18 protein-coding genes and 1 pseudogene are annotated in these 25,232 nt (G+C 68.1%); 8 read left to right on the top strand and 11 right to left on the bottom strand.

Translation table 11 applies throughout. From position 1 onward, the window contains the following. Window positions 1-191: pseudogene (locus ABWO17_RS16650) on the top strand (sulfoacetaldehyde acetyltransferase); the annotation flags it as partial. Between the two features lie 135 nt (window positions 192-326). Here ABWO17_RS16650 and ABWO17_RS16655 read toward each other — a convergent pair. Then, window positions 327-1,748: a sigma-54 interaction domain-containing protein gene (locus ABWO17_RS16655; RefSeq protein WP_353120526.1), complete on the bottom strand. Its 1,422-nt coding sequence runs from the start codon at window positions 1,746-1,748 to the stop codon at window positions 327-329. A 463-nt stretch (window positions 1,749-2,211) separates the two neighbouring features. On the opposite strand from ABWO17_RS16655, the gene ABWO17_RS16660 reads away from it, so the two are divergent. The 3 genes from ABWO17_RS16660 (at window position 2,212) to ABWO17_RS16670 (ending at window position 5,673) form a co-directional block, all read left to right on the top strand. Continuing rightward, window positions 2,212-3,219, top strand: a complete 1,008-nt coding sequence (locus ABWO17_RS16660) for a TRAP transporter substrate-binding protein (protein WP_353120527.1) — start codon at window positions 2,212-2,214, stop codon at window positions 3,217-3,219. An 85-nt stretch (window positions 3,220-3,304) separates the two neighbouring features. Further along, window positions 3,305-5,227 carry a TRAP transporter large permease gene (locus ABWO17_RS16665; RefSeq protein ID WP_353120529.1) on the top strand — a complete coding sequence of 641 codons (1,923 nt, stop codon included), beginning with the start codon at window positions 3,305-3,307 and terminating at the stop codon, window positions 5,225-5,227. Window positions 5,228-5,238: 11 nt separating this feature from the next. Beyond that, complete coding sequence (locus ABWO17_RS16670) at window positions 5,239-5,673, top strand: GlcG/HbpS family heme-binding protein (protein WP_353120531.1); 435 nt, start codon at window positions 5,239-5,241, stop codon at window positions 5,671-5,673. Between the two features lie 121 nt (window positions 5,674-5,794). Here the strand turns inward: ABWO17_RS16670 and ABWO17_RS16675 are convergent, their stop codons facing one another. The 4 genes from ABWO17_RS16675 to ABWO17_RS16690 all read right to left on the bottom strand — a co-directional run bounded on the left by ABWO17_RS16675 (window position 5,795) and on the right by ABWO17_RS16690 (window position 10,867). Continuing rightward, on the bottom strand, window positions 5,795-6,865 hold the full coding sequence (locus tag ABWO17_RS16675; protein WP_353120533.1) for a M24 family metallopeptidase: 1,071 nt from the start codon (window positions 6,863-6,865) through the stop codon (window positions 5,795-5,797). A 37-nt stretch (window positions 6,866-6,902) separates the two neighbouring features. Further along, window positions 6,903-8,270 (bottom strand): protoporphyrinogen/coproporphyrinogen oxidase, encoded by a 1,368-nt coding sequence (locus ABWO17_RS16680; protein WP_353120535.1) that lies wholly within the window; start codon window positions 8,268-8,270, stop codon window positions 6,903-6,905. A gap of 185 nt (window positions 8,271-8,455) precedes the next feature. Further along, window positions 8,456-10,450: a glycosyltransferase family 2 protein gene (locus ABWO17_RS16685; RefSeq protein WP_353120537.1), complete on the bottom strand. Its 1,995-nt coding sequence runs from the start codon at window positions 10,448-10,450 to the stop codon at window positions 8,456-8,458. Window positions 10,451-10,525: 75 nt separating this feature from the next. Further along, on the bottom strand, window positions 10,526-10,867 hold the full coding sequence (locus ABWO17_RS16690) for a TraR/DksA family transcriptional regulator (protein WP_012613044.1): 342 nt from the start codon (window positions 10,865-10,867) through the stop codon (window positions 10,526-10,528). Between the two features lie 410 nt (window positions 10,868-11,277). Between ABWO17_RS16690 and ABWO17_RS16695 the strand changes: the two genes are divergently transcribed. From ABWO17_RS16695 to ABWO17_RS16710, 4 genes are all read left to right on the top strand, one after another. Further along, entirely contained in the window at window positions 11,278-12,582 is a 1,305-nt protein-coding gene (locus tag ABWO17_RS16695) for an aminoglycoside phosphotransferase family protein (RefSeq protein ID WP_353120539.1), read from the top strand. Continuing rightward, on the top strand, window positions 12,567-13,703 hold the full coding sequence (locus tag ABWO17_RS16700; RefSeq protein ID WP_353120541.1) for an ABC transporter ATP-binding protein: 1,137 nt from the start codon (window positions 12,567-12,569) through the stop codon (window positions 13,701-13,703). The genes ABWO17_RS16695 and ABWO17_RS16700 overlap by 16 nt, the downstream gene beginning before the upstream one ends. Window positions 13,704-13,956: 253 nt before the next feature. Further along, window positions 13,957-15,204, top strand: a complete 1,248-nt coding sequence (locus ABWO17_RS16705; protein ID WP_353120543.1) for a glycosyltransferase family 2 protein — start codon at window positions 13,957-13,959, stop codon at window positions 15,202-15,204. After that, window positions 15,204-17,801, top strand: coding sequence for a hypothetical protein (locus ABWO17_RS16710; protein ID WP_353120545.1), 2,598 nt, complete (start codon window positions 15,204-15,206; stop codon window positions 17,799-17,801). The genes ABWO17_RS16705 and ABWO17_RS16710 overlap by 1 nt, the downstream gene beginning before the upstream one ends. A 114-nt stretch (window positions 17,802-17,915) precedes the next feature. Here ABWO17_RS16710 and mutY read toward each other — a convergent pair whose 3' ends face one another. The 6 genes from mutY to ABWO17_RS16740 form a co-directional block, all read right to left on the bottom strand. Then, window positions 17,916-19,202, bottom strand: a complete 1,287-nt coding sequence (gene mutY, locus ABWO17_RS16715; RefSeq protein WP_353120547.1) for an A/G-specific adenine glycosylase — start codon at window positions 19,200-19,202, stop codon at window positions 17,916-17,918. 140 nt (window positions 19,203-19,342) lie between these two features. Next, window positions 19,343-20,071, bottom strand: coding sequence for an amino acid ABC transporter ATP-binding protein (locus ABWO17_RS16720; RefSeq protein WP_353120580.1), 729 nt, complete (start codon window positions 20,069-20,071; stop codon window positions 19,343-19,345). Window positions 20,072-20,254: 183 nt separating this feature from the next. Further along, window positions 20,255-20,926 carry an amino acid ABC transporter permease gene (locus ABWO17_RS16725; RefSeq protein WP_353120549.1) on the bottom strand — a complete coding sequence of 224 codons (672 nt, stop codon included), beginning with the start codon at window positions 20,924-20,926 and terminating at the stop codon, window positions 20,255-20,257. 147 nt (window positions 20,927-21,073) lie between these two features. Beyond that, window positions 21,074-21,820 carry a glutamine ABC transporter substrate-binding protein GlnH gene (gene glnH / locus ABWO17_RS16730; protein WP_353120551.1) on the bottom strand — a complete coding sequence of 249 codons (747 nt, stop codon included), beginning with the start codon at window positions 21,818-21,820 and terminating at the stop codon, window positions 21,074-21,076. Window positions 21,821-22,095: 275 nt separating this feature from the next. Then, complete coding sequence (locus ABWO17_RS16735; protein ID WP_353120553.1) at window positions 22,096-24,066, bottom strand: heavy metal translocating P-type ATPase; 1,971 nt, start codon at window positions 24,064-24,066, stop codon at window positions 22,096-22,098. Between the two features lie 218 nt (window positions 24,067-24,284). Beyond that, window positions 24,285-25,097, bottom strand: a complete 813-nt coding sequence (locus tag ABWO17_RS16740) for a ZIP family metal transporter (RefSeq protein ID WP_353120555.1) — start codon at window positions 25,095-25,097, stop codon at window positions 24,285-24,287. Window positions 25,098-25,232 lie beyond the last annotated feature (135 nt).

Raw genomic sequence — 25,232 nt, forward strand, 5'->3', positions numbered from 1 at the left:
ACAAGGTGAACACCCAGGCCGACCTGGCCGACGCGCTGGACGCCGCCCGCAAGAGCCGTAAGCCCGCCGTCATCGAGATCATGACCGACGGCACCCGCCTGGCCCCGCCGTTCCGGCGCGACGCCCTGGCCCTGCCCACCCGGCACCTGCCCAAGTACGAACACCTGGACAAGCGGCACTTTCCCAAGTAGCCGCCAGGGCGTTCGCCGCGACGCCCGGCACCCTGCGTCGGGCGTCGCCTTGCATCAAGGCAGGGACAAGGACAGGCCCGCCCCCCATGGGGCGGGCCTGTTGCATTGCCGAAGCAAACAGGCAGGCTCGACCGATTACGTTCGCCCGTCGCGGGTGCGCACGGCCCGTACGCCGTACTTCTTCATCTTCTCGTACAATGTGGCCCGCGAAACACCCAGTGCAAATGCGGCCCTGGTGACATTGCCGCCCTGCTCGCGCAGGGCGTCTTCGATGATCGCCGCTTCGCTGTGGGCCAGGATGCCCGCAAGGCCGTTCCGGTCCTGCTGCGGCGGGCAGGCTGCGGCGGGGGCGGCTTGGGCCGGGCGAATTTCCGGGGGCAGGGCGCACACGTCGATGGCGTTGCCCTCGCGCATGGTGGCGGCATGCAGGATGGCGTTGTGCAATTGCCGGATGTTGCCAGGCCATTCGAACGATTGCAGTGCGGAAACCGCAGCGGGGGTGAAGGTTACGCCGTCGTGCCCCATGCGCGCAAGGAAGTGGTGTGCCAGGGGCAGGATGTCTTCCGCCCTGTCGCGCAGCGAGGGAATCTCTATGATGAAGGTATTGATGCGATAGTACAGGTCTTCACGGAACGAGCCGTCCTGGATCATGTCCTTGATGTTGCGGTTGGTGGCCGCAATGAGGCGAAAGTCCACGGGTTCTGCCGTCACCGCGCCCACCCGGCAGATGGTGCGGCTTTCCAGCACGCGAAGCAGCTTGGCCTGGGCCTGGATCGGCATGTCGCCGATTTCGTCAAGGAACAGGGTGCCACCGTCGGCCAATTCTATTTGCCCCATCTTTCCGCCGTGGTGGGCGCCGGAAAAGGCCCCACGCACGTACCCGAACAGCTCTGATTCAAAGAGATCCTTTGGGATGGCAGCGCAGTTGATGCTGACCAGCGGCCCGGCGTTGCGCGTGCTTTCGGCGTGCAGCGCATGGGCTGCCAGTTCCTTGCCCGTGCCGGTGGCGCCCAGGATGAGAACCGGTGCGTCCATGCGGGCATAGCTGCGCAGACGGTCCTTGAGTTGGCGCATGGATGCGCTGTCTCCCTGCAGGCTGGTGAGCGAATACTGGGCATGCAGGGTGGCGGCCATGCGCCGCTTGTACTGGCTGAGCTTGTGCCCCAGTTGCTCTATCTTGTTGGAAAGGCGTTTCAATTCGCTGGGATCGTTGAAAATGGCTTGCGAGATCATGCCGACCAACGATCCGGCGGCATCGCGCACGGGAATGCGGTTGACCACCAGCTTCTGGTCAGCCTTGGGACCGGGGATACTGCATAGGTCGCCCATCTCTGCCTTGCCGGTGGCCATCACTTCGGGCGCGCGCGACGAGGGAATGACCGTCGTGATGTTTTTGCCAATAATATCCTGTGGGCGCTTGCCCAGCAGTTCTGCGTAGGCCTTGTTGGCGAAACGGATCACATAGCTGGAGTCGCAATACAGAACGCCCATGGGCAAATGGTCGAATACCAAAGATGTCACTGCTTCGTTGACTATCGTGTCATGTGTTTTTGCCATGGGTAATCCTGTTTGTGGAGTGCTTTACATTGCGTGCCAGGAAGCACATGAACATGGATAGCTGCGAGTAGTCACTACTGTTTTTTGGGGCTTTTTTTTCGCTTCGCCACCAGTTGTTCGCACAAGCGTATGGCAAACCGGCGCTATTGCAAAAAACTGTCTGGAGATACGGACGGTTTTCCATGGTGCGGGCCCGAAAAGGCATTGGCTCGCGCCGCGCTTTTGCTGATAGTACTGCAAAGTTACACGATATTTTTGCTTTGTTCCAAAAATCTCAAGGCGCGGCATGTCGGTTGCAGCTTACTCGCCCAGAACGCGCCGCCCCTGGCCGGGGGGACGCACGTTGCGGAAAGGCATGAAGGATACGGTGCCATGCAAACAGGATGGACTGTATCGCATCGGTCATGGGCATGTGATGCACATGGTCGATGATGGTAAACCGTGTAGCACAAGGAGAGAATCCATGAAAAGAGCAGCCATGCTGGCAGTCGCGCTCCTCATGACGGTTGTTCTGGCGGCGCCCGCGCTGGCGGCCTACGACGGGCCGAAGATCAAGTTCCGCCTGGCACACACCACACCTCCGGGTAACCATATCACCCTTGCGTACCAGAAGTTCGCAGATTTGGTCGCGGAAAAGTCGGGCGGCAAGATCACCGTGCAGGTGTTCCCCAACGCCATTCTGGGCAGCGACCGTGTGCTGGTGGAGGGGGCGCAAAAGGGCACCCTGGAAATCGGCGTGAGCTCGACCCCGAACCTCGCCAACTTCTCCAAGCTGTACTCGGTGTTCGACCTGCCGTACATCACGTCGCCCAAGTTCCAGAAAAGCCTGTACGCCGCCATCGATCCGGGCGGTGCGCTGTACGACTACTTCCTGAAAGTGGCCAACGGCGTGGGCCTGCAACCCGTCATGTACGCGGAATACGGCTACCGCCACTTCGTTTCGGTGAAGCGCCCGCTGAACAAGGCCTCGGACCTTGCCGGGCTGAAGATGCGCACCACCGATTCGCCCGTGGAAGTGGGCGTGGCCAAGGCGCTGAACACCAATCCGTCGCCCATTGCCTGGGGCGAGGTGTACACAGCCCTGCAACAGGGCACCATCGACGCCGAAGGCAACACCTTTCCCCATCTGTTCGGCGCCAAGCACCATGAAGTGCTGAAGTACGCCATCACCTCGGCGCACAACTACTGCATGCAGGTCGCCATGGCCAACAAGGCGTGGTGGGACGCGCTGCCCGATGCCGCCAAGCAGGTCATCAACGAGGCCGCCCGCGAGGCCACCCAGTACCAGCGCGACGTGCTCTACCCCGAGAACGAAAAGGCCGCCCGCGAAGGTTTCGTCAAGGCGGGCATCACCATCCACGACGCCACGGACGCGGAAATCGACGAATTCCGGAAGCTGACCCGGCCAGTGTGGGACTCCGTCACCTTGCCGGCCGAACTGATCAAGCTCGTGCAGGACACGCAGAAGTAGCATTGCGTGCCCGGTCCGACGGGGGGAGGGGCGAGCCTCCCCCCCCATTCCCCTGCCTGCCCGCCACCTTCCGGAGATCATGCACATGCCTGAAAGAAACACCTTCTCCTGGGCCACCGCCAACGAGTGGCTGGAAAAGCCCTTCCTGGTCCTGGGGCTGATGGCCATGATCCTGGCCATCACCTACCAGACGGGCTTTCGCTATTCCATGGCCACGATCAACGAAATGCTCAACGACGCGGGCACGGTGGCCGTTCTTGCCCGGTTCGTCGACGTCGAGGGGTTGAAAGCGGGGCTGCAACGCATCATCGGTTGGTCGGTGTGGTCCGAGGAGCTTTCCCGCTATCTGTTCATCTGGATTTCGTATCTTGCCGTTCCCCTGGCCATCATGAAGCGCAGCAACATCCGCGTGGACGTGCTGTGCGCAAAGCTGCCGCAGCGTGCGCAGGACATGGCCTGGATCATGGTGGATGTGTGCACCCTCGTGCTGACGGGGGCGCTCTGCTACATGGGCTTCGGTCACGTGCAGATGCAGATCGCCATGCCCCAGACCACGCCCGCCATGGGGATCAAGTACTTCATTCCGTACCTGATCCTGCCGGTGGGTTTTTTCCTCATGACCCTGCGCACTGCACAGGATTTCTTGCGGCAGGCACGCACCATGCCCGCGCTGGACGTGGCGGGCGGGGTTGCCAGCGGCGTGCTGCTGTTCCTGCCGGTGCTGCTGTCCGACCAGTGGGGCGCGGTGTGGCTGCTGTTCGGCTATTTCGTGCTGTTTTTGCTGATCGGGGTGCCCATCGCCTTTTCGCTGGGGCTCGCCACCATCGCCACGGTGCTCGGGGCGGGCACGCTGCCACTGGAGTACCTGGCGCAGATCGCCTTCGTGTCCATCGACAGCTTTCCGATCCTGGCCATTCCGTTTTTCATCGCGGCCGGGGTGTTCATGGGGGCGGGCGGTCTTTCGCGCCGTCTGTTGGCCCTTGGCGATGAATTGGTGGGCGCCCTGCCCGGCGGCATGGCGCTGGCCACCATCGTGACGTGCATGTTCTTCGCCGCCATCAGCGGTTCCGGCCCGGCCACGGTGGCGGCCATCGGCAGCATCACCATCCCCGCCATGGTCGAACGCGGCTACGACAAGTTTTTCGCGGCCGCCGTGGTGGCGTCCGCTGGTTGCATCGGCGTGATGATTCCGCCGAGCAACCCCTTCGTCGTATATGGCGTGGCCGCGCAGGCTTCGGTGGGCAAGCTGTTCCTGGCGGGCATCGTGCCTGGTGTCCTGTGCGGGCTGGTCCTCATGGCGGTGGCCTACCACATCTCGCTGAAGAACGGCTGGCGCGGCGAGACGAGGCACCGTGACTTTCGGTCCGTGATGCAGGCCATGTGGGAAGCCAAGTGGGCGCTGCTGGTTCCGGTCATCGTGCTGGGCGGCATCTACGGCGGCATCATGACCCCCACCGAGGCGGCGGCGGTGTCCGCGCTGTACGGCATGATCGTGGGCCTGTTCATCTACCGCGAAATCACCTGGCGCAGGATGTGGGACTGCATGGTGGAATCGGCGCAGACGTCGTCCGTCATCATCGTGCTGATGGCCATGGCCACCCTGTTCGGCAACATCATGACCATCGAGCAGGTGCCAGAGCACATCGCCGCGCTGATCCTTGGCCTGACCGCGAACAAGATCGCCATCCTGCTGCTGATCAACGTGTTCCTGCTGTGGGTGGGTACCTTCATGGAGGCCCTTGCCGCCATCGTGATCATCACTCCCATCCTGCTGCCGTTGGTGACGCAGGTGGGCGTGGATCCCATTCACTTCGGGGTGGTCATGGTGGTGAACCTGGCCATCGGCTTCATCACGCCGCCAGTGGGGGTGAACCTGTTCGTGGCCAGCAGCATCAGCAAGGTCAGCATCGGCGATGTGGTGCGGGCGGCCTGGCCGTTTCTGGTGGCCATGATCGCGCTGCTCATGGCCATCACCTACATCCCGGCCATTTCGCTGTGCCTGCTGTAGGCGGGGGGTGCATGCGCACGATACTGCTGGACGAGGCGTTGCGCGCCACCATGGAGGCCGAACACCTTGCCCGTGCCGACGGTGGCCTGCCGGTCTGCCTGTGCGTGACCGACGGCAGCGGCGATCTGCTGGCCTTCGCCCGCATGGACGGGGCGCCGGAACGGCTGGTGCCCATCGTCATCGCCAAGGCGTACACGGCGGCGCGCATGCGCGCCACCACGGAAGGCTTCAGGAAACGGCTGCTCGACGGCGGCCTGACCCTGGCCGACTTCTGCGATCCGTTGCTGACCAGCCTGCCCGGCGGGGTACCCCTGCTGGCGGGGGATGGCCGGTGCGTGGGTGCGGTGGCCGTGAGTGGGCGTGCGCTCGCCGACGATGCGGCGCTGGCGGGGACGTATGCCCGCCTGCTGGAAGAACGGCTGGACCTGACACGGGGGGCGGGCTGAGGTCGGAGCCTGCGGGCATGACCTGTGAGACGTGCCCAGCGCCCACGCACGCAAACAAAGGCCGCCCCGGTGGGGCGGCCTTTTCGCGCAGTTGCCTTGCGTGGTGTCCGGACGTGTGCGGCTAGAGTATCTCCACCCCGTCCTCGGTGACCAGCACCATGTATTCCCAGCGGATGCCACCCCATTCGGGGTAGTACAGGCCGGGTTCCACGGTCACGATCATGCCGGGTTGCAGCACCGTTTCGTTGCGCGGGTTCAGGCTGGGCGGTTCGTGGGTTTCAAGGCCGATGCCGTGCCCCAGCGCGTGGGTGAACTGGGCGGCCACCCCTTCCGCCTCGAAGTGGGCGCGGGCGGCGCGGTAGGCGTCGGCCACGGGCAGGCCGGGGCGCATGATTTCCATGGCCTTGGCCTGTGCGGTCTTGGTCCGTTCCAGGGCGCGCAGGTAGTGGTCCGCCGGGGTGTCGCCCACCCAGAAGGTGCGGGTCTGGTCCGAGCAGTACAGGTCCAGCCGGGCACCCACGTCCACCAGGACGGGGCAGTTTTCGGTCAGCACGGCGTTGCCCGCGCGGTAGTGGGGCAGCGCGCCGTTGGTGCCCGCGCCCACGATGCACGGGAACGACAGGCCGCTGGCGCCGTTTTCGCGGAAGTATTTCTCGATGTCCCAGCCAATTTCCTTTTCGGTGCGGCCGGGCGCAAGGACGGAGGGCAGCCATTCCATCATCCGATGGTTCAGCGCGGCCGATCGGCGCATCAGCTCGATTTCCTCGGGCTCCTTGATGATGCGCAGCGCCTCGACCATGCCGTCGGCGCGTTCCAGCGCAAGGCCGGGCGAAAACTTGTCGAAGAAGGTCAGGGTGGTGGTCTTCGCCTCGAAGCCCACGGTGCCGCGCACCTTGTCCTTGATCAGGGTGTTCAGCTGCCCGGCGGCGTCGCCGGAATAGATGAACACGCGCTCTTCGGGCCACAGGCGGCGGGCCGCGTCAAGGTAGCGGGGGTCGGTGCACAGCCAGTCGTTGCCGTCGGCGGTGAGCAGCAGGTACCCGGCGCTCTCGTTCAGCTGCTCGTCGTGCAGTTCGAAGCCGGAAAGGTAGAACCGGTTGGCCGCGTAGCTGACCAGCAGGGCGGACAGGCCTTTTTCGCGCATGGCGGCGCGCAGGGTGTCGCGCCGCGCCTCGTAGCGTTGTGCATTCATGGTGGTCTCGAATCGGGTCGCCGGTCAGGCGGCCGCGTCACAGCTTGTAGGTGGTTTCCGCTTCGCCGAGCACCATGCGCCCGGCCCATTCCACGCCCTGCATGACCGAATGGTCCATGTTGGCGGCCTCGTATTTCCACCCGCCGAAGCGCCCGCGCGAGTATATGCCGTGCGCTTCCAGCCACGGCTGGATGCAGCGCAGGGCGGCGTCGCGCCCCAGGGTGGGCACCGGGTAACCGTAGTCCACGGCAATGGACCACCGCGACGCGATGCGCTCCCGCTCGTCCGGATGGAGCATGGAGGTGTTTACAAGCCCCTCCACGGTCTTGTCCATCAGGGTGTCCAACTGCTCGGGCTTGTGGTCCGACCACGATGTTTCGGCCATCAGGGCGCGCTGGTGGCCGGGCCGGGCCGCGTTGTTGGGCGAGTAGTTGTGGAAGTTGGTCAGGCGGTAGAAGGGCGCGTTGGATTCCGGAAAGTACATCCAGCAGGTGTCGTCATCCCGCATGCCGTCAACGCCAACCCCGGCCACGTACACCCCGTTGCGGGCCAGTTGCCCGGCGGCGGCGCGCAGCTCGTCGCCCGCCATGGCGGCGGCGGGGCTCGCGCCGATCTGGTCGCGGATCAGGATATCCAGCGGCCCGGTGGTCAGCAGCTTGTCGTAGGTGATGGTCTGTCCGTCGGCGGTGTGCACGGCACGGGCGGCGGGGTCCACAGACGCCACGGGGGTGTTCAGGCGCACCTTGTCGGCCAGGCGCGCGGCCAGCCGGGTGAAAATTTCGCCGGTGCCGCCGTGCAGCGGAAAGCGGAACAGGTTGTTGGGGCCCCAGCTCACGTTGTCCTGTTGCAGCACCAGGTTGCGCAGCACCATTTCAAGGTCGATGACGCTGACCCGCTCACCGATCCACTGATAGCTCATCAACTCGGCGGGGGTGGCCCACACCTTGAAGTTGTAGGGCCGCATGAAATGTCTGGCGATGCCCGCACCGAAGACATATTCGAACCATTCCGCGAAGTTGGTGGGCGCTTCTTCGCGCCGGTGGCCGGGCAGCAGGGCCTGCACGCATTCCCACTGCATGTCCGGCGGCAGGTGGCGGATGTTGTTCTGGAAGGGGTAGGGCACCCAGCGTTCGGCAATGCGCACCCGCGCAATGCGCATGTGCTCCAGATACTGGCCGTCCAGCAGGCTTTCCACCAGTCGGTCGAAGTAGGTGTAGTGCGAGAACACCACATGCCCGCCGATGTCCCAGGTGAACCCCGCCGCATCGCGGAAGCTGGCTGCCAGCCCCCCCGCGTAGGGGTTGCGCTCCAGCACCAGCACGGAGTGTTCGCCAAGCTCCGCCAGCCGGTGGGCCGCGCCAAGGCCGGTGGGGCCTGCGCCGATGATCAGGTATTTGACGTGCATGCAGTGTCCTGCGGGGTGCGCGCGATGCGTCCGCGCGGTTGCCGTATGCCCCGATGGGGCGTGATGGTCGTGGTGGGATGGCCCAACATGCCCAATGTGTCCAGCCGGGGCAGCCGGGTCAGGTGTGCCGATGTGCCCGCCCGGTCAATCGTGCCTGACGGCCCCTGCGCGGGCAAGCCCGGCCGTCAGGCCCCCGTGCGCGTGCCCAGGGCCGCCAGCTTGCGCAGCAGGTCGCGTTCCAGTGCCTCGAACTCGCGGCGGCGCATGGCCAGCACCTCGGCCGCGTCGAACATGCCCGAAAGCTTGTAGCGGTTGCCAAGGCCGTTGCCGAACTGCGCCGCGCCCATGCGCACGGCCTTGCCGCTGCGTTTCATGTGGCGCACGGGCAGAAAACCGGTGTAGCAGGCCATGCGCCCGGCGCGGGCCCGGCGCAGGTCGTGTTCCAGGTCGTCGTACTGCGAGGGCGACAGCGAAAGGGAAAATCCCCCGGCCTCCAGCAGGTCGGCGGTGCGGAACATGTGGCAGCATCCGGTCACCGAGATGCAGGGCCGCAGGTAGTCGAACCGACCCATGTCCGTGACCTGGGCGTGCAGGTCGCTGACGGAAAAGGGCAGTGCATGTGCACGGGCCGGGGAAAAGGCCACCTCCGGCGACAGGGTGTCGCGTTGCGGTTCGCCGGTGGTGTTGCCTGCATTGTTGCCCGTAGCGTTGCCTGACGGGGGCGGGGTGTCGTCGGCGAAGGCGGCAAGATCCGCCGGGGTGCCTTCCGGTGCGCGAAAGTGCGCGGTCAGGTGCAGGTCGGCGGACTGGACAACATACGGGGCATGCCAGTCCAGGGTGCGCCCGCCCCAGGCGGCGGCATCCGGCTGGCGGCGCACCGCCCCGGCCAGGCGGCGCAGCCAGTCGGCGGGCACGGCGGCGTCGTCGTCCAGATAGGCGGCAAAGTCGCAGGCGGCCACCTCGGGCAGGTGCATCAGCCAGTTGCGCGCGGCGGCGGCCCCCACGTTGACCGGCAGGTGCACGGCGGTGCAGCGGTCCGCGCCGAACCGGTCGGCCCAGGTGCGCACCACGTCGCCGGTGCCGTCTGTGGAGCCATTGTCCAGCAGGGCAATACGGGCCATGTCCGGCAGGCCGGGTGCCAGGTGAGTGAGGGCGGTGTCCAGTTCCTGCGCCTTGTTCCACGAATAGAGCAGCACGGCGGTGGACCCGGCGGGTACGGCATCCGGGGTATCCACGCCGCGCCAGACGTCGTGGGCGCGCAGGGCGAGGTTGACGTGCCAGGGCCGGGCGGACAGCACCGCGTCCCACAGGGGCAAGGCGGCGGGGGCATCGCCCAGGCGGACCAGGCAGTGGGCGGCATGTTCCACCGGGGCCAGCCAGCAGCCACTGCCCGGTGCGGCGGTGCCCGACCGATCAGATGCAGTGGGTGCGGACGCAGGCAGGCCGGACACGGCCAGTGCGGCATCGCGAAAATGGGCCAGTGCGGCGTCATGGTGGCGGGCGGCGGTGGCCCCGCCATCAGCAAGCCCCACACAGGATGAGGCGCGGTTGGCCGCCAGGCAGCCGTGAAGATGGTCGAAAAGCGGGGCGAGGGGAGATGCGCCAGACGTGCCGGGTCCGCCAGACAGGGCAGATCCGCCAGACGGGGCAAGCCGGGCTGCGGCCCGGTGCAGGTGCCCGTCCAGCCAGTCCAGGTCGCCGGATAGTTCGCCCACGGCTACGGCCTGCTGCACCCAGAACAGGTTGTCCGGGTCGCGTTCGCGTTCGGCGTCCACATGGCGTTGCAGGCGCACCCAGTCGGCCTGGGCGGCCAGCCGTTCGTAGCGGGCAAGGTCCGCCGGGCGGCGCCAGGCCCCGTGCACGGCGGCCAGCAGCGCGGCCAGCGCGGGATGCAGCCAAGGCAAACGTTGATGCAGCAGCAGCACCTGCCCGGCCAACTGGCCGTTGCAGGGGTCGTCTTCCCACGCGGCCAGCAGCAGTTCGCGACCAGTGCGCAGCAGGTCGTCACGCCCTGCGGGGGCAGTGGTGTTGGCGGGCGAAGCGGCGGGGGATTGCGAGCGGGTGATGGCATCGGCCGCGCAACGCAGCCGGTGGACGGACCCCACGCTGCCATGCGTCAGGCGAATGCGCAGCCACAGCGGCAGGCGCTGCCAGGCAAGGGCAAGGGAGGCGTGCGGCATGGCGTCGTCCCTGTAGGTAGTCCGTCGAGGGCCGATACCCCCGTCAGGGTCGCGAACGAAGGGCGCGGGACGGGATCAGTCGGCGCAGTTCACGCAACGGCTGGCTTCCGGCATGGCCATCAGCCGGGCCAGCGGGATGGGCTCGCCACATTCCACGCAGAAGCCGAAGTCGGGGTCGTCCTCGTCGATGCGCTTCAGGGCGTATTCCAGGCCAACCTGGCGATTGCGCAACTGGGCCAGGGCGGCCTCGTTGACACTCTTGTTCTGGATGGCGTCCATGCGCGAGACTTCGTCCATGCCGTCCGCGCCGGGGGGAACAGGCTTGGTCAGTTCCTTCAGGGCCTCGATGTCCTGCGCGATGCGGGCGAGATCGGCGACGATCCGTTCGCGGAGTTTTTGTCTGTCGTTGGGCGTCATCGTGGTGCTCTCTTCCGGGGCGAGCGGGAAGGGCGGTGGTTGCTTGTTTCGTCGCGGCGCGTCCTCCCGCGCGATGCGCGGCACAAGACGCGGCGACGCCGGGCGAAACGCCGCAGGAAACCACCGTGGGGCGGACCGGCGCACGCCGACCAGCCGACACGGTTCAGGCGCCACCGTGGGGCGGCGTCATGGGTTGCCGGAGCTTCGTCCGCATGGATCCCGGACGAGATTTCAGCCCTACCCCATTTGCCCGCGCTTTCCAACCCCTTGACGCATGACGGGCCACGGATGGCCGAGGAATGTTTGCCGCGCGGTAGCCGCGCGCGGATGGAGCGGGGTGGCGGGCGCATGGCCGCGTTGAGCGGGCGGCGGCTTCCTGCTATGGCTGGGCATCGACACGGGAGGCGGATGTGCACACGGCGGCCACCATCGCGGAATTTCTCGGGCGCATGGCCCGGCAGGGGTATGGAACCGGGACGGGGGCCATGCCCGGTGGCCTGCCCGGCCCCGCGCAGACCGCCCCCGGCGAGGCGGACGCGGCCACGCCCCATGCCTGGGCCGCCGCGCTGGGCGTGCCCGTGTCCGTATCTGGGCTCGAATCCGCGTCCGAACCCATAGCGGCAGCGGACGTCTCCTTCCTGGCCGCCGGGGAGTATCACGAAAACTGGCTGGTGCGCGCCCCGGCGGGGCCGGTGGTGCTGCGCGTCAACCGGGGAGGCGCTGCGGGCAGCCAACTGGGACTGGCCGACCAGATTTCCTACGAGTACCGGGTGCTGCATGCCCTGGCCGGGTGCGGGGCCACCCCCCGTCCGCTGGCCCTGGCCCCCTGTCCCTTGCCCGCCCGTGCGGTGGGGGGCGACGGGAATCCGCCCGGCGCCCCGCCGCCGGGTGACGCTCCAGCGCCCCTGTGCGGCGGCGCCCTGCTGATGCAGTGGCTGCCGGGCCGCCCGCTGGACTACCGCACCGATGCCCGCCATGCCGCGCGGGTGTTCGCCGCCGTGCACGCGGCCCCGGTGCCCCCGGCGGTGGAACTGCCCCCGCCCGGTCCGGTGCCGCATGTGCTGCCACGTGGCGTGCTGGCCGCGCAACCGGACCCGGTGGCGGCCATCGTGGCCGAAAGCTCGGTCCTGCTTGACCGGCACGCCCGCCATCCGCTGGCCCCGCGCATGGATGCCGCGCGGCAGGCGCTGTTGGCCTACCGCGACCGGGTGGCCCGGCTGGCCGGGGATACCCGCCATCTGTTTGCACGGGAAGCCCCGGTCATCGCCAATACCGAGGTCAACTCCGGCAACTTCCTGGTGCCCGGCGACGCGGAGACGGCACCGTGCGGTCGCGCGGGGTTCGCCGCGCCCTGCGGTGCATGGCTGGTGGACTGGGAAAAGGCGGTGGTCACCACCCGGTATCAGGACCTGGGCCACTTTCTGGCGGCCACCACCACCCTGTGGAAGACCGATTTCACCTTTGACGCGGCCTCGCGCGCGGCCTTTCTGGATGACTACCGGGCGGCGCTGCGCGATGCGGGCCAACCCGCGCCGGGCGCCGAGGAATGCGCGACGAAGGCCGACGTCATGGTGCGCGCCGTGCTGCTGCGCGGCCTGTCGTGGTGCCTGATGGCCTGGCACGAATACGCGGGCGGCGGGCGCGCGCTGGCCCATGCCGACACCTTTCGGACCATTGAACGCTATCTGGGGAACATCGCATGGTTCTTGCGGTAGAGGGGCTGTGCGCCTCGTACGGAGAGGGCGACGCCGCGCCCGGCAGCGCGGGGCTGGTGGCCGCCGCCGTGGGCCGGGCAGTGGCCTTTGCCGCCGGGCGGCGGGGAGAACGCACGCCGTCGCCGCCATCCGTCCATCGGGCCGTGGGCGGCGGACGTTGCGCGTCGGGAGAAGCGGTGTTCAGCGGGGTCACCTTCCATCTGGCCCAGGGCGAGATGGCCTGCCTTGTCGGCCCTTCCGGCGTGGGCAAGACCACCCTGCTGCGGGTGCTGGCCGGGCTGCATCCGTACGATGCGGGCAGGTTCACCGTCACCCCGCCCGCCGGGCACGACGACGCGGTGATCCTGGTATTCCAGGACTATCTGCTGTTCCCGCACCTGACCGTGCACGACAATGTGGCCTTCGGCCTGCGCGCGCGCGGCCTGGGCCGCCGCCAGCGCATGGCGCGGGCCGGGGACATGCTGGCAGACTTCGCCATCGGCGATCTGGCCCACCGCTATCCGGCCCACCTTTCCGCCGGGCAGCGCCAGCGGGTGGCCCTGGCGCGCGCGCTGGTGTGCAACCCGGCCCTGCTGCTGCTGGACGAGCCCTTCGCCAACCTGGACCGCACCCTGCGCCTGGAAATGGCCGCCTATGTGCGCGATACGGTGCGCCGCTACGGGGTGACTACCCTCAGCGTCACCCACGACCTGGAAGAGGCGTTCGCCGTGTCCGACCGCATCGGGGTGATGCTGCACGGGCGGCTGGCCCAGTTCGGCACCCCGGCGGAACTGTACGGCCGGCCCGTATCGCTTGATGTGGCGCGCTTCATGGGGCCGGTCAACGTGCTGGATGGTCCGGCGTGCACGGCCTTCGGCCTGCCCCTGCCGGGCGGCTGCCTGTGCGGTGGCGGCGACGACTGTGCGCCGCTGGCCCTGCGGCCCGAAGGACTGACCGCCATCCCCGATCCGGTCGGGGCCGCCGTTGTCACGCGGGCCGTGTTCACTGGGCAGGTCACCCGGCTGACCCTGACCCCGGCCCGTGCGGAGGGTGTGCCCCTGCCCGGCGTGCCGGTACTGGTGGTGCACACCCTGCGCACGGACATGCCGACGGGGACGCGGGTGCGTGTGGAACTGGCGTAGCATGCCCGGCCTGCCGCATCACGCTGTTTCGGCCACTGTTGCCGCGTTGCCATGCCCGGTGAGGCAGTGCCGCGCCAACTGTCCCGGATGGGGTGCCGCCACCCTCAGTCCTTTTCCGCACCGCAACGGATCAACGGCCACGGCACGCGCACCGCGTATCGCGCGGTTCGGCTCCGGCTGCCCGGTGCGCCATGGGGCAGCGCTACACTTTCGTCGCATTGCCGGAATTGTTGCGATGGGCTATGTCCCATGCATGATGGCCCACCCTACGGACGAAACACTGCTCACGTCACATGCCGACGCCAGCCCCGCCGCTGCTGTCGCGTCTGCCCGCGTGCCGGGCGCGGAGGCATGCCGACGCACGGTGTCGCTGGTGGTGCCCGTGCTGAACGAGGAGGACGCCGTCCCCCTTTTCCTTTCCACGGTGCGGAAAATCGTGGACCGCGAACCCTACGACTTCGAATTCGTCTTTGTGAACGACGGCAGCAGCGACCGCACCGTGGATGTACTGTTGGCCGAGCACGCCCGCGACCCCCGCGTGAAGCTGGTGGACCTTTCGCGCAATTTCGGCAAGGAACTGGCCCTGGCCGCCGGGTTGCAGGCCGCGTGCGGCGATGCCGTGGTGCCCATGGACGTGGATCTGCAAGACCCGCCGGAGGTGCTGCCCGACTTTCTGCGCGCCTGGGAGGAAGGGGCCGAGGTGGTGGTGGGCGTGCGCCGCGCCCGCGCCAGCGACACCGTTGGCAAGCGGGTCAGCGCGCGGCTGTTCTACCGGCTGTTCAACCGCGTGAGCGGCAACCCCATCGTGCCCGACGCGGGCGACTACCGCCTGCTTTCGCGCCCGGCGGTGGACGCCCTGAATGCGCTGCCCGAGCGGGTGCGCTTCACCAAGGGGCTGTACACCTGGGTGGGTTTCCGGCAGGTGGCCGTGCACTTCGACCGTGCCCCGCGTTCGGTGGGCATGGGCAAGTGGAAGCCGTGGAAACTGTGGAATTTCGCCATCGACGGCATCACCGGGTTCAGCACGCTGCCCCTGCGCATGTGGAGCTACCTGGGCATGGTGGTGGCCCTGGCCGGCTTTGCGTATGCGGCGCTCATCGCCGGGCGTACCCTGCTGTCCGGAGTGCAGGTGCCGGGCTATGCCTCGTACATGGTCACCGTGCTGACGCTGGGCGGACTGGTCATGGTCTCGCTGGGGATCATCGGCGAGTACCTGGGCCGGGTGTATGAAGAGGTCAAGCGCCGCCCGCAGTACGTGGTGCGGCAGCGGGTGGGCTTTGACGGGAAGGATGCCGCCAACGGCGTCACGCCCGGTGGGGTGCCCTGCGGCGGAAAGGGCGGCACTGGCACCGCCGCCGCATATTGCCCCTGCTGTGGCGCGCGGTTGGCGGGGCAGTCCTCTCCGGCATCGCCGTCAGCCTGTCAGGCCTCCCGCCGGGGCATTTCCCGCGCCTGCCCCGGCGACGATTCCGGTGGCGATTCCGGCCCGCATCCCGCCTGATGCCGCGCACCCCCATGGAACAGCCTTCCCTTCCCCAGCCATCCGGCCCGGCCCAGCCATCCGGCCCGGCCCAGGTGCCGGGTGCGGAACCCGCCATCATCGCGCCGGGGCACCCGGCGCCGAAAGCCGCCATCACCCGGCAGGCCTTCCTGTACCTTCAGGCCTCGGTCATCGGCACGCTGGCCAATTTCGTGTCGCGCTTCGCGTGGTCGGAACTGGTGGGCTTCGAGGCGGGGGTGCTGCTGGCCACGTACACCGGCATGGTCATCGTGTTCCTGCTGTCGTACCGCCGGGCCTTCGGCGTGCAGCGCCCGGATGCGGCCATGTGCCTGCGCTTCGTGCTGGTGGCCCACGTGGGCATGGCCGTGGTGTGGGTGGTGTCCGTGGCTGCGCTGCGGGTGGTGGAGGCGTTGGTGGTGCTGCTGCCGGGGTGGCCCGTGCCCCCGGATGGTGGCGTGGGCGGAGCGGCAGGCGGCATGGGCCCGGCCCTGCATGCTGCGGACGCATGGCGCGCCGTGCTGCCGCAAGGGGCGGGCGCGCTGCTTGCCCCGGTCATGGGCCGTGCGCTGGAAGGCGGCTGCCACGCGGCGGGCATCGTGGCCGGGTTCGTGGTCAATTTCGCGGGGCACAAGCTGTACAGTTTTCGGCGGCGGGGCAGTGCTGGTGCGGCTGGAGCGCGCGCCGATGCGTTCGCCGGGGATGCGGGAACGGGTGCGGCGGACGCATCCGGTTCAACGTGCAATCCGGGGCATGGGGTGACGCGAGCATGCATCGCCCCCGCCCGGCTGGCGAACGTTTTGGCCGTGGCCGTGCCCGTGCTCTACGTGGTGGCCTACGCGCCCCACGGCATGGACACCAGCGACTTCGGCTTCTTCTACGGGCATGCCTGGCGCGTCCTGCTGGGCGAGGTGCCCTACCGCGATTTCTTCTACGTCAAACCTCCGTTGTCATTGTACTGGCATGCCGTGTGGCTGTGGCTGACGCCGGAGCGGGTCACCGTGCTGGCGGGCAAGGCCGGGTTCTACGTGGAAATGCTGGCAGCCTCGTGGCTGGGCGCGCTGTATCTTGCCCGCGCGGTGGACCTGCGTCGCCTGGGCGTGCCCCTGCCGCTGCTGGCCACGCTGGGGTTCGTGTGGTCGGTGCATTCCTTTCCGCCCATGCCGTGGCACACGGTGGATGGAGTGCTGTTCGGCGCCGGGGCGCTGTACGCCGTGGTGGCCGGGCACCCGCTGCTGGCCGGGGTGCTGGCCGCAGCCAGCGCGCTGACCAAGCAGTCGTATGCGCTGATGCCGCTGGGGGTGGCCGTGGCCGCGTTGGTGGCCGGTCGCGGGGGGGCGTGCCTGCAAGGCGGAATGGGGCCGTACGCGCGGCTGCGCGGGCTGCACTGGCGCGGTGCCGGGCTGGCGGTGTCGGGTACGGCTGCGGCATTCGTCCTGTTTGCCGGGCTGCTGCATGCAGCCGGGGCGTGGGATGCCTTCCGGGCCATGACCGCCGGATTGAGCGGCCAGGTCGGGCCGGGCGAGGCGTTGCAGGCGGGCATCGTGCTGTACCTGACGCAGGAATTGCACCTGCCAGCGCTGGCCCTGCTGCTGTGGGGCGCGTGGGCCGTGCTGGACGGCAGGCCGCGCGGTGGCGTGCAGCCGCTGGTGCTGTACGTGCTGCTGCTGGCGGGGGATTACCTGTACACGGTGGCGGCCACCCGTACCTGGATCGGCTACGGGGCAGACTGGCCGCTGTTTCTGGTGACCGTGGGCGCGGCCTGCGTGCTGTTTGGCGGTGACCTGCTGGGGCGCCGTGCCGTGGGAGCCGGGGCGGATGTTGCTCCGGCAGCGGGCGGAAGGGCGGCGAAGGGTGCGCCCCCCGTTGCGGTGCGGCCTGATACGGGGTCGCCTGACGCGACGGCCTCTGGCGCACCACCCGAGGTCGATACGTCTTTTTCCGCCGTATCCCCGACGGGCCGTGCTGCCGTGCTGCTGGGCGCGGCCCTGCTGCTGGCGTGGTCCACGGGCATCAGCTGGGGCTACAAGACCCCGGCCTTCTTCGCCGCCCCCTTGTGGTTGGCGGCCATGCTGGTGCACGCGCGCCTGGGTGGCCGGGCGGCCACGCTGGGGTGGGTGGCCCTGGCCTGCGGGCTGGTCATGTTCCGGGCCGGGTACCAGTACCCGTACATGTTCCCGCAACGCCCCCTTTCGCGTGCCGAACTGGTGCACGATGCGGGCGCGGTGTTCCCGCGCCTGACCGGGGTGAAGGTGGACGACGTTCTGCTGGGCACCCTGCGCGACCTGCGCGACCTGCGCGCGCGATACGGGGCCAACTACAAGACATTGCCCGGTTTTCCGCTGGCGTACCTGCTGACCGGCGACCGCCCCGCACTGTCTGCCGAATGGTTGCAGGACGGCGAGATCAATGGCCGGGTGGACGAGGTGTACGGCCAGTTGGTGGACCGTGACGTGGTGGTGTTCATGGAGCGCGACCAGATGGACACCGTGTCCCCGGACGGGTACGCGCGCACCCGCTATTCCGTGCCCGCGCGGGTGCGGCGGGAATGGCGCATGGTGGACGAGACGGAGCATTTCGTGGTGTTCCGGCGTCCGTAGGGTGCCCGCCGGGCTGCCTGCGGGCGGCGCGCGGCTTTCGGGGGCAGCGGGGGCGGGGCATGGTGCGGAGAATGAGGCTGCCGGAGAGGGGCCAGGGGCGGCCCGGCGCATGCGCTACCGGTACGGCGCGAAGCGCAGGTCCGTGGTCAGTTGGTCGATGAGCTTGCGGTGCCCGGCGGGAAAGGTGAAGCGCGGCAGGTCGGCGAAGTGCACCCAGCGGTACTCGGTGGCCGCGCCCAGAACCGGCGGCACGGGCGGTTCCTCGGGCACATCCCCGTCCAGCGCGCACAGGTAGCAGTGCAGGGTAACCCGGTAGGTGGTGTACCCGTGGCGGATTACCGCCAGCTTGTCACGTACCGCAATGCGGAAGGCGGTTTCCTCGGCGTATTCGCGCACGATGGTCGCGTCCGGAACTTCGTCCTTCTCCACGCAGCCGCCGGGAAATTCCCAGAATCCCGCCCACACGCCCTCATCGGGCCGCTTCTGGATGAAGATGCGATTGCCGTGCACCAGCACGCCGGTGGCTACGTCCAGCGGGGTGATGGGCTGCTTGCGCCCCGGCACGGGCCGCTCGTGCGGAATGCCCAGGCGCAGGCTTTCGCACAGGCCGGACAGCGGGCATGAAGCGCATTGCGGTTTCTTGCGGCAGACCAGCGCGCCCAGTTCCATGAGCGCCTGGTTGAAGTCGCGGGCGCGCCCCGTGGGCAGCAGCGCGGCGGCCAGCGCCCGGATGCGTGCGGCGGCGGGCTGGGCGCGCACGGGGGTGTCGATGTCGAACACCCGCGACAGCACCCGTTCCACGTTGGCGTCGATGCAGGTCACGTCGCGGTTGAAGGCGATGCCCGCGATGGCACCCGCCGTGTACGGGCCGATGCCCGGCAGCGCCCGGATGGCATCCGGGTCGTCGGGCAGTTCGCCGCCGTGCCGCTCCACCAGGGCTTTTGCCGCCTTGTGCAGATTGCGCACCCGCGAATAGTAGCCCAGCCCCTCCCATGCCTTGAGCAGTTCGTCCTCGCTGGCGGCGGCCACGCTGGCCGCGTCGGGGAATTGGGTCATCCAGCGCAGGAAGTAATCCACACCCCGGTCCATCTGCGTCTGTTGCAGCATTACCTCGGATATCCACACCGAATACGGCTCGTAGCCGAACCGCCACGGCAGCGGGCGCTTGTGCACGGCAAACCAGTCCAGCAGGGCCTGGGCAAAGGCTTCCGCAAAGGCGGCGGTGGGCAGTTCGCGGGGCTGGCCGGTATCGGCGGGGGCAGCGGGGCGGTTGCGGGGGGCCGTGGGGGCGGGTGCGGCGTCGGGCGGGGACTGGTGCGGTTGGGCATCCGGCTGATTGTCCGGCAGGCCGGGGGCGGCGCTGGCGCATGCGGAATGGGGGAAGGTGTCGCGGGCGGGCATGGGCGTGGATGTACCGCACCCACGGCGCGGCTGGCAAGGCGCGGAGACGCACGGGGTGTCGTGCGGAGGGCTTGCCCGCGCGACGAACAAGGTGGGCGCCGGATCGACTCCAGCCCCCACCCTTGAAACATCAGGCCAGCCTACGCGTGGTGCACGCGGCTCAGAAACTCGCGCAGGCGCGGGTTTTTCGGCGCGCCAAAGAATTCGTCCGGCGGGCCTTCTTCCTGTATCCGGCCCTGGTCGATGAAGATGACGCGGTCGGCCACCTCGCGCGCAAAGCCCATTTCGTGGGTGACGATGACCATGGTCATGCCTTCCAGCGCAAGGGCGCGCATGACTTCCAGCACTTCGCCCACCAGTTCGGGGTCCAGGGCGCTGGTGGGTTCGTCGAACAGCAGCACTTTCGGCTGCATGGCCAGCGAGCGGGCAATGGCCACGCGCTGCTTCTGCCCGCCGGAAAGCTGGTCCGGATAGGCGGTGGCCTTGTCGGCCAGGCCCACTTTTTCCAGCAGGGCCAGGCCCAGCCGGTTGGCCTCTGCGCGGGAGGTGCGGCGCACGCGGATGGGGCCAAGGGTCACGTTGTCCAGCACGCTCATGTGCGGAAACAGGTTGAACTGCTGGAACACCATGCCCGCTTCCGTGCGCACGTAGTTGATGTCGGTGGCGGGGTCGTACAGGTCGTGCCCGTCCACGACGACCTTGCCGGAGGTGATTTCCTCCAGCCGGTTGATGCAGCGCAGCGCCGTGGACTTGCCCGAGCCGGACGGCCCGATGATCACCACCACCTCGCCGGGACAGACGGTAAGGTCGATGCCGCGCAGCACCTCGTTCTGGCCGAACCGCTTGTGCAGGTTGCGGACCGTGATCATGGGGGATTCGCAGGTTTTCATGGTGTCATCCCCCTTCCAGGGGTTGTTTCCAAAGTAGGATTTTTGTTCGTTGGCAAGGAAAACGAGCCTGCCATGAAGGAGTATACTCTTACCGTATTCGACTGACATGGCAGACGAAGTTTGACGAAGCCAACGGGCGAAAGGACAATTTGGAAGCAACCCCTATCTGCCGAAGCGGGCGTTGAGCCTGCGTTCGTATACCCGCAGCACGCGGGCGATGCTCAGCGTCATCACCAGGTACATCACGGCCACGGTCAGCCACACCTCGAAGGCGCGAAAATTCACGGCAATGATCTCCTGCCCCTGCCGGGTCAGTTCGCCCACCCCGATGACCACCAGCAGCGAGGTGTCCTTCAGCGAGATGATGAACTGGTTGCCCAGCGGCGGGATCATGCGGCGAAAGGCCTGCGGCCACACCACGTGCAGCATGGTCTGCATGCGGGTAAGCCCGATGGAGCGCCCCGCCTCGGTCTGGCCCACGTCGATGGATTCCACGGCGCCGCGCACGATTTCCGCGATGTACGCCCCGGAATTGACCGCAATGGCGACGATGCCCGCCGTCACTGGCGGAATGCGCATGCCGATGGCCAGCGGCAGGCCGAAGTACAGGAACATCACCTGCACGATGAGCGGCGTGCCGCGTATGGCCTCTACGTATATGTCGGCCAGGGTGCGGGGCAGTTTGCCGCGCGCGGTCTTGGCCAGCCCGGTGGCGGTGCCCACCAGAAAGCCGATGGCCAGCCCGCCCAGGGTGATGATGATGGTCAGGTGCACCCCGCCGAGCAGCAGGGGTACGCTTTCCCACATGACGCTTGCTTTGAAGTCCAGTGCCATGGAATGCCTTTGGGTGATTCTCGCGGGGAGGGTGCGGGAACGGGCAAGGGGATGGCCCTGCGGCCATCCCCGTCGTGCCCGTTCAGGCGGTCAGGCGGTCAGGCAGGCGCAATGCCCGCCATGGCCGTCATCAGCAATGGGGCAGGGCTACTTGCCGGGGGCGTAGCCGAACCACTTCATGTACAGCTTGTCGTAGGTGCCGTCGGCCTTGGCCTTCTTCAGGGCCTCGTTCACCTTGGACACCAGCGGGCTGCCCTTGGGGAAGCCGATGCCGTACGACTGGCCCTGGTACAGCGGGCCAACGGTCTTCACCTTGCCCTTGCCGGCGGTCAGGGCGAATTCCTTCACCACGGGCATGTCGAACACCACGGCGTCGGCGCCGCCGCTCATCAGTTCAAAGAACATGCCGTCGTTGTTGGGGAACAGCTTCACTTCCTTGGCGGCGGCACTGGCCTTCACGAAGTCCACGGACGACGTGGCGGTCTTGGTGGCCACGATCTTGCCCTTCAGGTCTTCCACCGACTTGATGGCGGTGTCGCCTTCGCGCACCAGGATCATCAGGCCGGAATCGTAGTAGGGGTCGGAAAAGTCGATCACCTGCTGGCGCTCGGCCTTGATGGTGATGCCCGCAATGCCCACGTCGATGTTGCCGGTCTGAAGGCCGGGGATGATGCCGTTGAAGTCCATGGGCTGCAATTCGTACTCCACGCCCACGGTCTTGGCCACGGCTTGCCACAGTTCGATGTCGAAGCCGGTGTACTTGCCGTCCTCGCCCTTGAACTCGAAGGGCTTGAAGTTGGTGTCGTGCGCGACGACAAGCTTCTTGGCCATGGCGGGGGCGCACAGCGCGGCCACCAGGGCAAGGCCGAGGGCGATCTGGATGAGACGCTTCATGGGTTCCTCCGGTCTGTTGCGGCTGGTGCGCTGGTGCGCGCACGGCCCGTGGTGCGTCCGCGCGGCGTGCGTGCGAACCGGATAGGAATTGCAGAATCCGGACGGGAAATCAAGGGTGGCGGGCCGCGTCAGCGGCTGGTGTACGGGAGCATCAGCCGCTGGTGCAAGGGGTCCACCTGTTGCTGCACGAAAAACGGGCCGGAAGGGGGATCCCTTCCGGCCCGTGGCGTCGTAGCGGAGTACAGGCTGCGGCTACGCGGTCTTGCGCATGGCCGCTACGCAGCCTTGCCCCCGGCGGCGGGGACTGTGGGGGCAGCGGGGACGGCGGGTGCGGGGCAGGCGGGCTGGCCCGGTTCGCCGTCGTCGAAGAAGGCCAGGCTGGCGGACGAGATGACCACGATCACCGAACCCACGTTGTGGAACACCGACGCCATCACCGGAGAGAGCAGGCCGTAACCGCTGCCCAGGATCGACAGCGCGTTGAACAGCATGCCGAGGCCGATGTTGATCTTGATGAGCGAGATGGCCCGGCGCGAAAGGCGCACCAGAAAGGGCAGGCGACCGATGTCGTCGTGGGTCAGGGCCACGTCGGCGGTTTCCAGCGCCACGTCGGTGCCTGCGCCGCCCATGGCCACCCCCACGTCCGCCCCGGCCAGGGCGGGGGCGTCGTTGATGCCGTCGCCCACGAAGATGACCGTGGCCCCGGACTGCTGCTGGGTACGGATGGCGGCAAGCTTGTCGGCGGGCTTCAGCCCGGCGCGCCAGTAGTCTATGCCCGCCTGCGCCGCGATGCGCGCGGCGGCGGTTTCGTGGTCGCCGGACAGCATACCCGCGTGGGCAAGGCCTGCCGCCTTCAGCCCGCTGACCGATGCGCGCGCGCCGGGCCGCAGGGTGTCGGTGACGGCCAGCAGCCCGGCGGGGGCCGCATCCACGCGTACCAGCAGGGCCGTGGCCCCACGCGACCGCAGGGCGGCCAGCGGTGCCGCAAGACCGGGCGCGCGATCGGAAAGTTCCGTCTCCACCTCGGCGGTGACGCCGCAGACTTCCACGGCGTGGCCGTCCACGGTGGCCCGCACGCCCACGCCCACCTCGGTGAACGCGCCTTCCGCCGTGGCGGGCGTGATGGACCGCGCCTCGGCCCCGGCCACGATGGCCCGGGCGATGGGGTGGGTGCCGCCGCCTTCCGCCCCGGCGGCCAGGGCCAGCAGGCGTTCTGCGGTCATGCCCGGCACGGGCAGCACTTCGTCCAGTTCGGGCCGCCCGTAGGTGAGGGTGCCCGTCTTGTCGAACAGCACCAGGGTGGCGGCGGCCACCTTTTCCAGGGCCTGCCCGCCGCGCACGATGATGCCCGCGCGGGCTGCGCGGCCCACGGCGGCCACGGCGGCGGTGGGCGCGGCCATCAGCAGGGCGCAGGGGCACCCGGCGATAAGTACGGCCACGGCGCGCGACGTCTCGCCAGAGGCGGCCCAGGCCACGGCGGCACAGGCCAGCACCACCGGGGTGAACCATTGGGCGTACTTGTCCACCAGACGGGCTGCCTTGGGGTTGTGGGCTTCCGCCTCTTCCACCAGGCGCACCACCTTGCCGATGGTGGTGTCTTCGCCCACGCGTTGCGCCTCGACCACGATGACGCCGTTGTAGTTCATGGTGCCCGCCAGCACCGTGTCGCCGGTGGTGCACGAGCGGGGCAGCGGTTCGCCGGTGATGGAGGATTCGTCCACGGCGGTGATGCCGGACAGGATTACCGCATCCACGGGAATGCGTTCGCCGGGGCGCACGCGCAGTTGCTGGCCCACGCGCACTTCGGCGGCGGGCACGGTGCGCTCGCGGCCGTCCGGCTCGACGATGGTGGCGGTATCCGGCGTGACGGCGGCCAGGGCCTTGATGGACCGGCGGGCCGCATCGCTCAGGAAGCCCTCCACCAGCGAACCCGCCTTCATGATGCAGGCCACGATGGCGGCGGACAGGTATTCGCCCTGCGCCACCGAGGCGATGAGGGCGATGGAGACCAGTTCGTCCACGTTGACCTGCCTTTCCAGCAGGCCTTGCACCGCGCCCTTGACGATGGGCAGGCCGTTGACGGCGGCCCCGGTCAGGGCCAGGGCGGCGGCCAGCCATGCGGGCGCGCCGGAAAGCGACGCGATCCACGAGGCGGCGGCCAGAATGCCGCCCAGCAGGCAGAGCAGTGTTTCGCGCGAGGAAATCAGTTCACGGTAGGAGCCGGGGCAGGCGAAGCGTCCGATCACGGGGTGTGCCTCCAGAATGTTTGACGGTCAAACTTCTTTATGTCCAAGATAGTTTGACCGTCAAGGTATTTTCTGTGCACGAGTAACATTCCGGAACGGCAGAGGAAAGCAGGGAATAGGGGGCAAGGCGGTGGCGAGGCAGTGGCAGGACGGTGGAATTGCGGGGCGGCGGCCATGCCCGCCCGATGGGGGAGATAGGTCCTTTTGCCCCGTGTCCCTTACCCCAGCGCCACGTCCAGGGCCATCATCAGGGTGAACCCGGCAATGACCCCCATGGTGGCAAGGTCGCCATAGCCCGACCCTTGCGATTCGGGGATCACTTCCTCCACCACCACGAAGATCATGGCCCCGGCGGCAAAGGCCAGCGCATAGGGCAGCAGGGGCTGTGCCCAGATTACCGCCGCCGCGCCGATTACGGCGGCGATGGGTTCGACTATGCCCGAGGCCTGCCCGAACATGAACGCCTTCATGCGCGAAAAGCCTTCGCGCCGCAGCGGTACGGATACCGCCGTGCCCTCCGGAAAATTCTGGATGCCGATGCCCAGCGCAAGGGCCATGGCCCCGGCCAGCGACGCGGAGGGCAGGTCTGCGGCCACGGCACCGAAGGCCACGCCCACGGCCAGCCCTTCCGGAATGTTGTGCAGGGTGATGGCCGTCACCAGCAGGGTGGAGCGTTGCCACGTGCTCGGCAGCCCTTCGGCGTGTTCGATGGGGTTGTGCAGGTGCAGGTGGGGCAGCAGCATGTCCACCAGCCGCAGGAACAGCGCGCCCAGCACGAAGCCGATCGCGGCGGGCACGAACGACCAGCGCCCCAGGTGCTCCGACATTTCCAGCGCCGGGGCCAGCAGCGACCAGAAGCTGGCCGCGATCATCACCCCGGCTGCAAAGCCCAGCATGACGTCCAGCGCCTTGCGCGAGAAGCTTTTGGTCAGGAACACCAGGGCCGCGCCCAGCGCGGTGACGCCCCAGGTGAACAAACCGGCGAGAAAGGCCTGGATGACGGGGGAAAGCTCGGTGAAGGCGGTGTACATGCCCGGTCTCCGGATGGGGTGAGGGAAGTCGGCCGGAAGGCTTCAATACGCCGAGTATACCCGGAAATGGCGTGCCGTCCACTGGTGCGGACGGGGTGGCGTGCCGGGTGCGGCGGCTGCCTTGCCCCCTGCCTT

This window comes from Nitratidesulfovibrio sp., assembly GCF_040373385.1.
Lineage (GTDB): Bacteria > Desulfobacterota > Desulfovibrionia > Desulfovibrionales > Desulfovibrionaceae > Cupidesulfovibrio.

Coding starts and splice junctions, on each gene's coding strand:
- ABWO17_RS16655 (WP_353120526.1), bottom strand. CDS start 1,748: ATGGCAAAAACACATGACACGATAGTCAACGAAGCAGTGACATCTTTG.
- ABWO17_RS16660 (WP_353120527.1), top strand. CDS start 2,212: ATGAAAAGAGCAGCCATGCTGGCAGTCGCGCTCCTCATGACGGTTGTT.
- ABWO17_RS16665 (WP_353120529.1), top strand. CDS start 3,305: ATGCCTGAAAGAAACACCTTCTCCTGGGCCACCGCCAACGAGTGGCTG.
- ABWO17_RS16670 (WP_353120531.1), top strand. CDS start 5,239: ATGCGCACGATACTGCTGGACGAGGCGTTGCGCGCCACCATGGAGGCC.
- ABWO17_RS16675 (WP_353120533.1), bottom strand. CDS start 6,865: ATGAATGCACAACGCTACGAGGCGCGGCGCGACACCCTGCGCGCCGCC.
- ABWO17_RS16680 (WP_353120535.1), bottom strand. CDS start 8,270: ATGCACGTCAAATACCTGATCATCGGCGCAGGCCCCACCGGCCTTGGC.
- ABWO17_RS16685 (WP_353120537.1), bottom strand. CDS start 10,450: ATGCCGCACGCCTCCCTTGCCCTTGCCTGGCAGCGCCTGCCGCTGTGG.
- ABWO17_RS16690 (WP_012613044.1), bottom strand. CDS start 10,867: ATGACGCCCAACGACAGACAAAAACTCCGCGAACGGATCGTCGCCGAT.
- ABWO17_RS16700 (WP_353120541.1), top strand. CDS start 12,567: ATGGTTCTTGCGGTAGAGGGGCTGTGCGCCTCGTACGGAGAGGGCGAC.
- ABWO17_RS16705 (WP_353120543.1), top strand. CDS start 13,957: ATGATGGCCCACCCTACGGACGAAACACTGCTCACGTCACATGCCGAC.
- ABWO17_RS16710 (WP_353120545.1), top strand. CDS start 15,204: ATGCCGCGCACCCCCATGGAACAGCCTTCCCTTCCCCAGCCATCCGGC.
- mutY (WP_353120547.1), bottom strand. CDS start 19,202: ATGCCCGCCCGCGACACCTTCCCCCATTCCGCATGCGCCAGCGCCGCC.
- ABWO17_RS16720 (WP_353120580.1), bottom strand. CDS start 20,071: ATGATCACGGTCCGCAACCTGCACAAGCGGTTCGGCCAGAACGAGGTG.
- ABWO17_RS16725 (WP_353120549.1), bottom strand. CDS start 20,926: ATGGCACTGGACTTCAAAGCAAGCGTCATGTGGGAAAGCGTACCCCTG.
- glnH (WP_353120551.1), bottom strand. CDS start 21,820: ATGAAGCGTCTCATCCAGATCGCCCTCGGCCTTGCCCTGGTGGCCGCG.
- ABWO17_RS16740 (WP_353120555.1), bottom strand. CDS start 25,097: ATGTACACCGCCTTCACCGAGCTTTCCCCCGTCATCCAGGCCTTTCTC.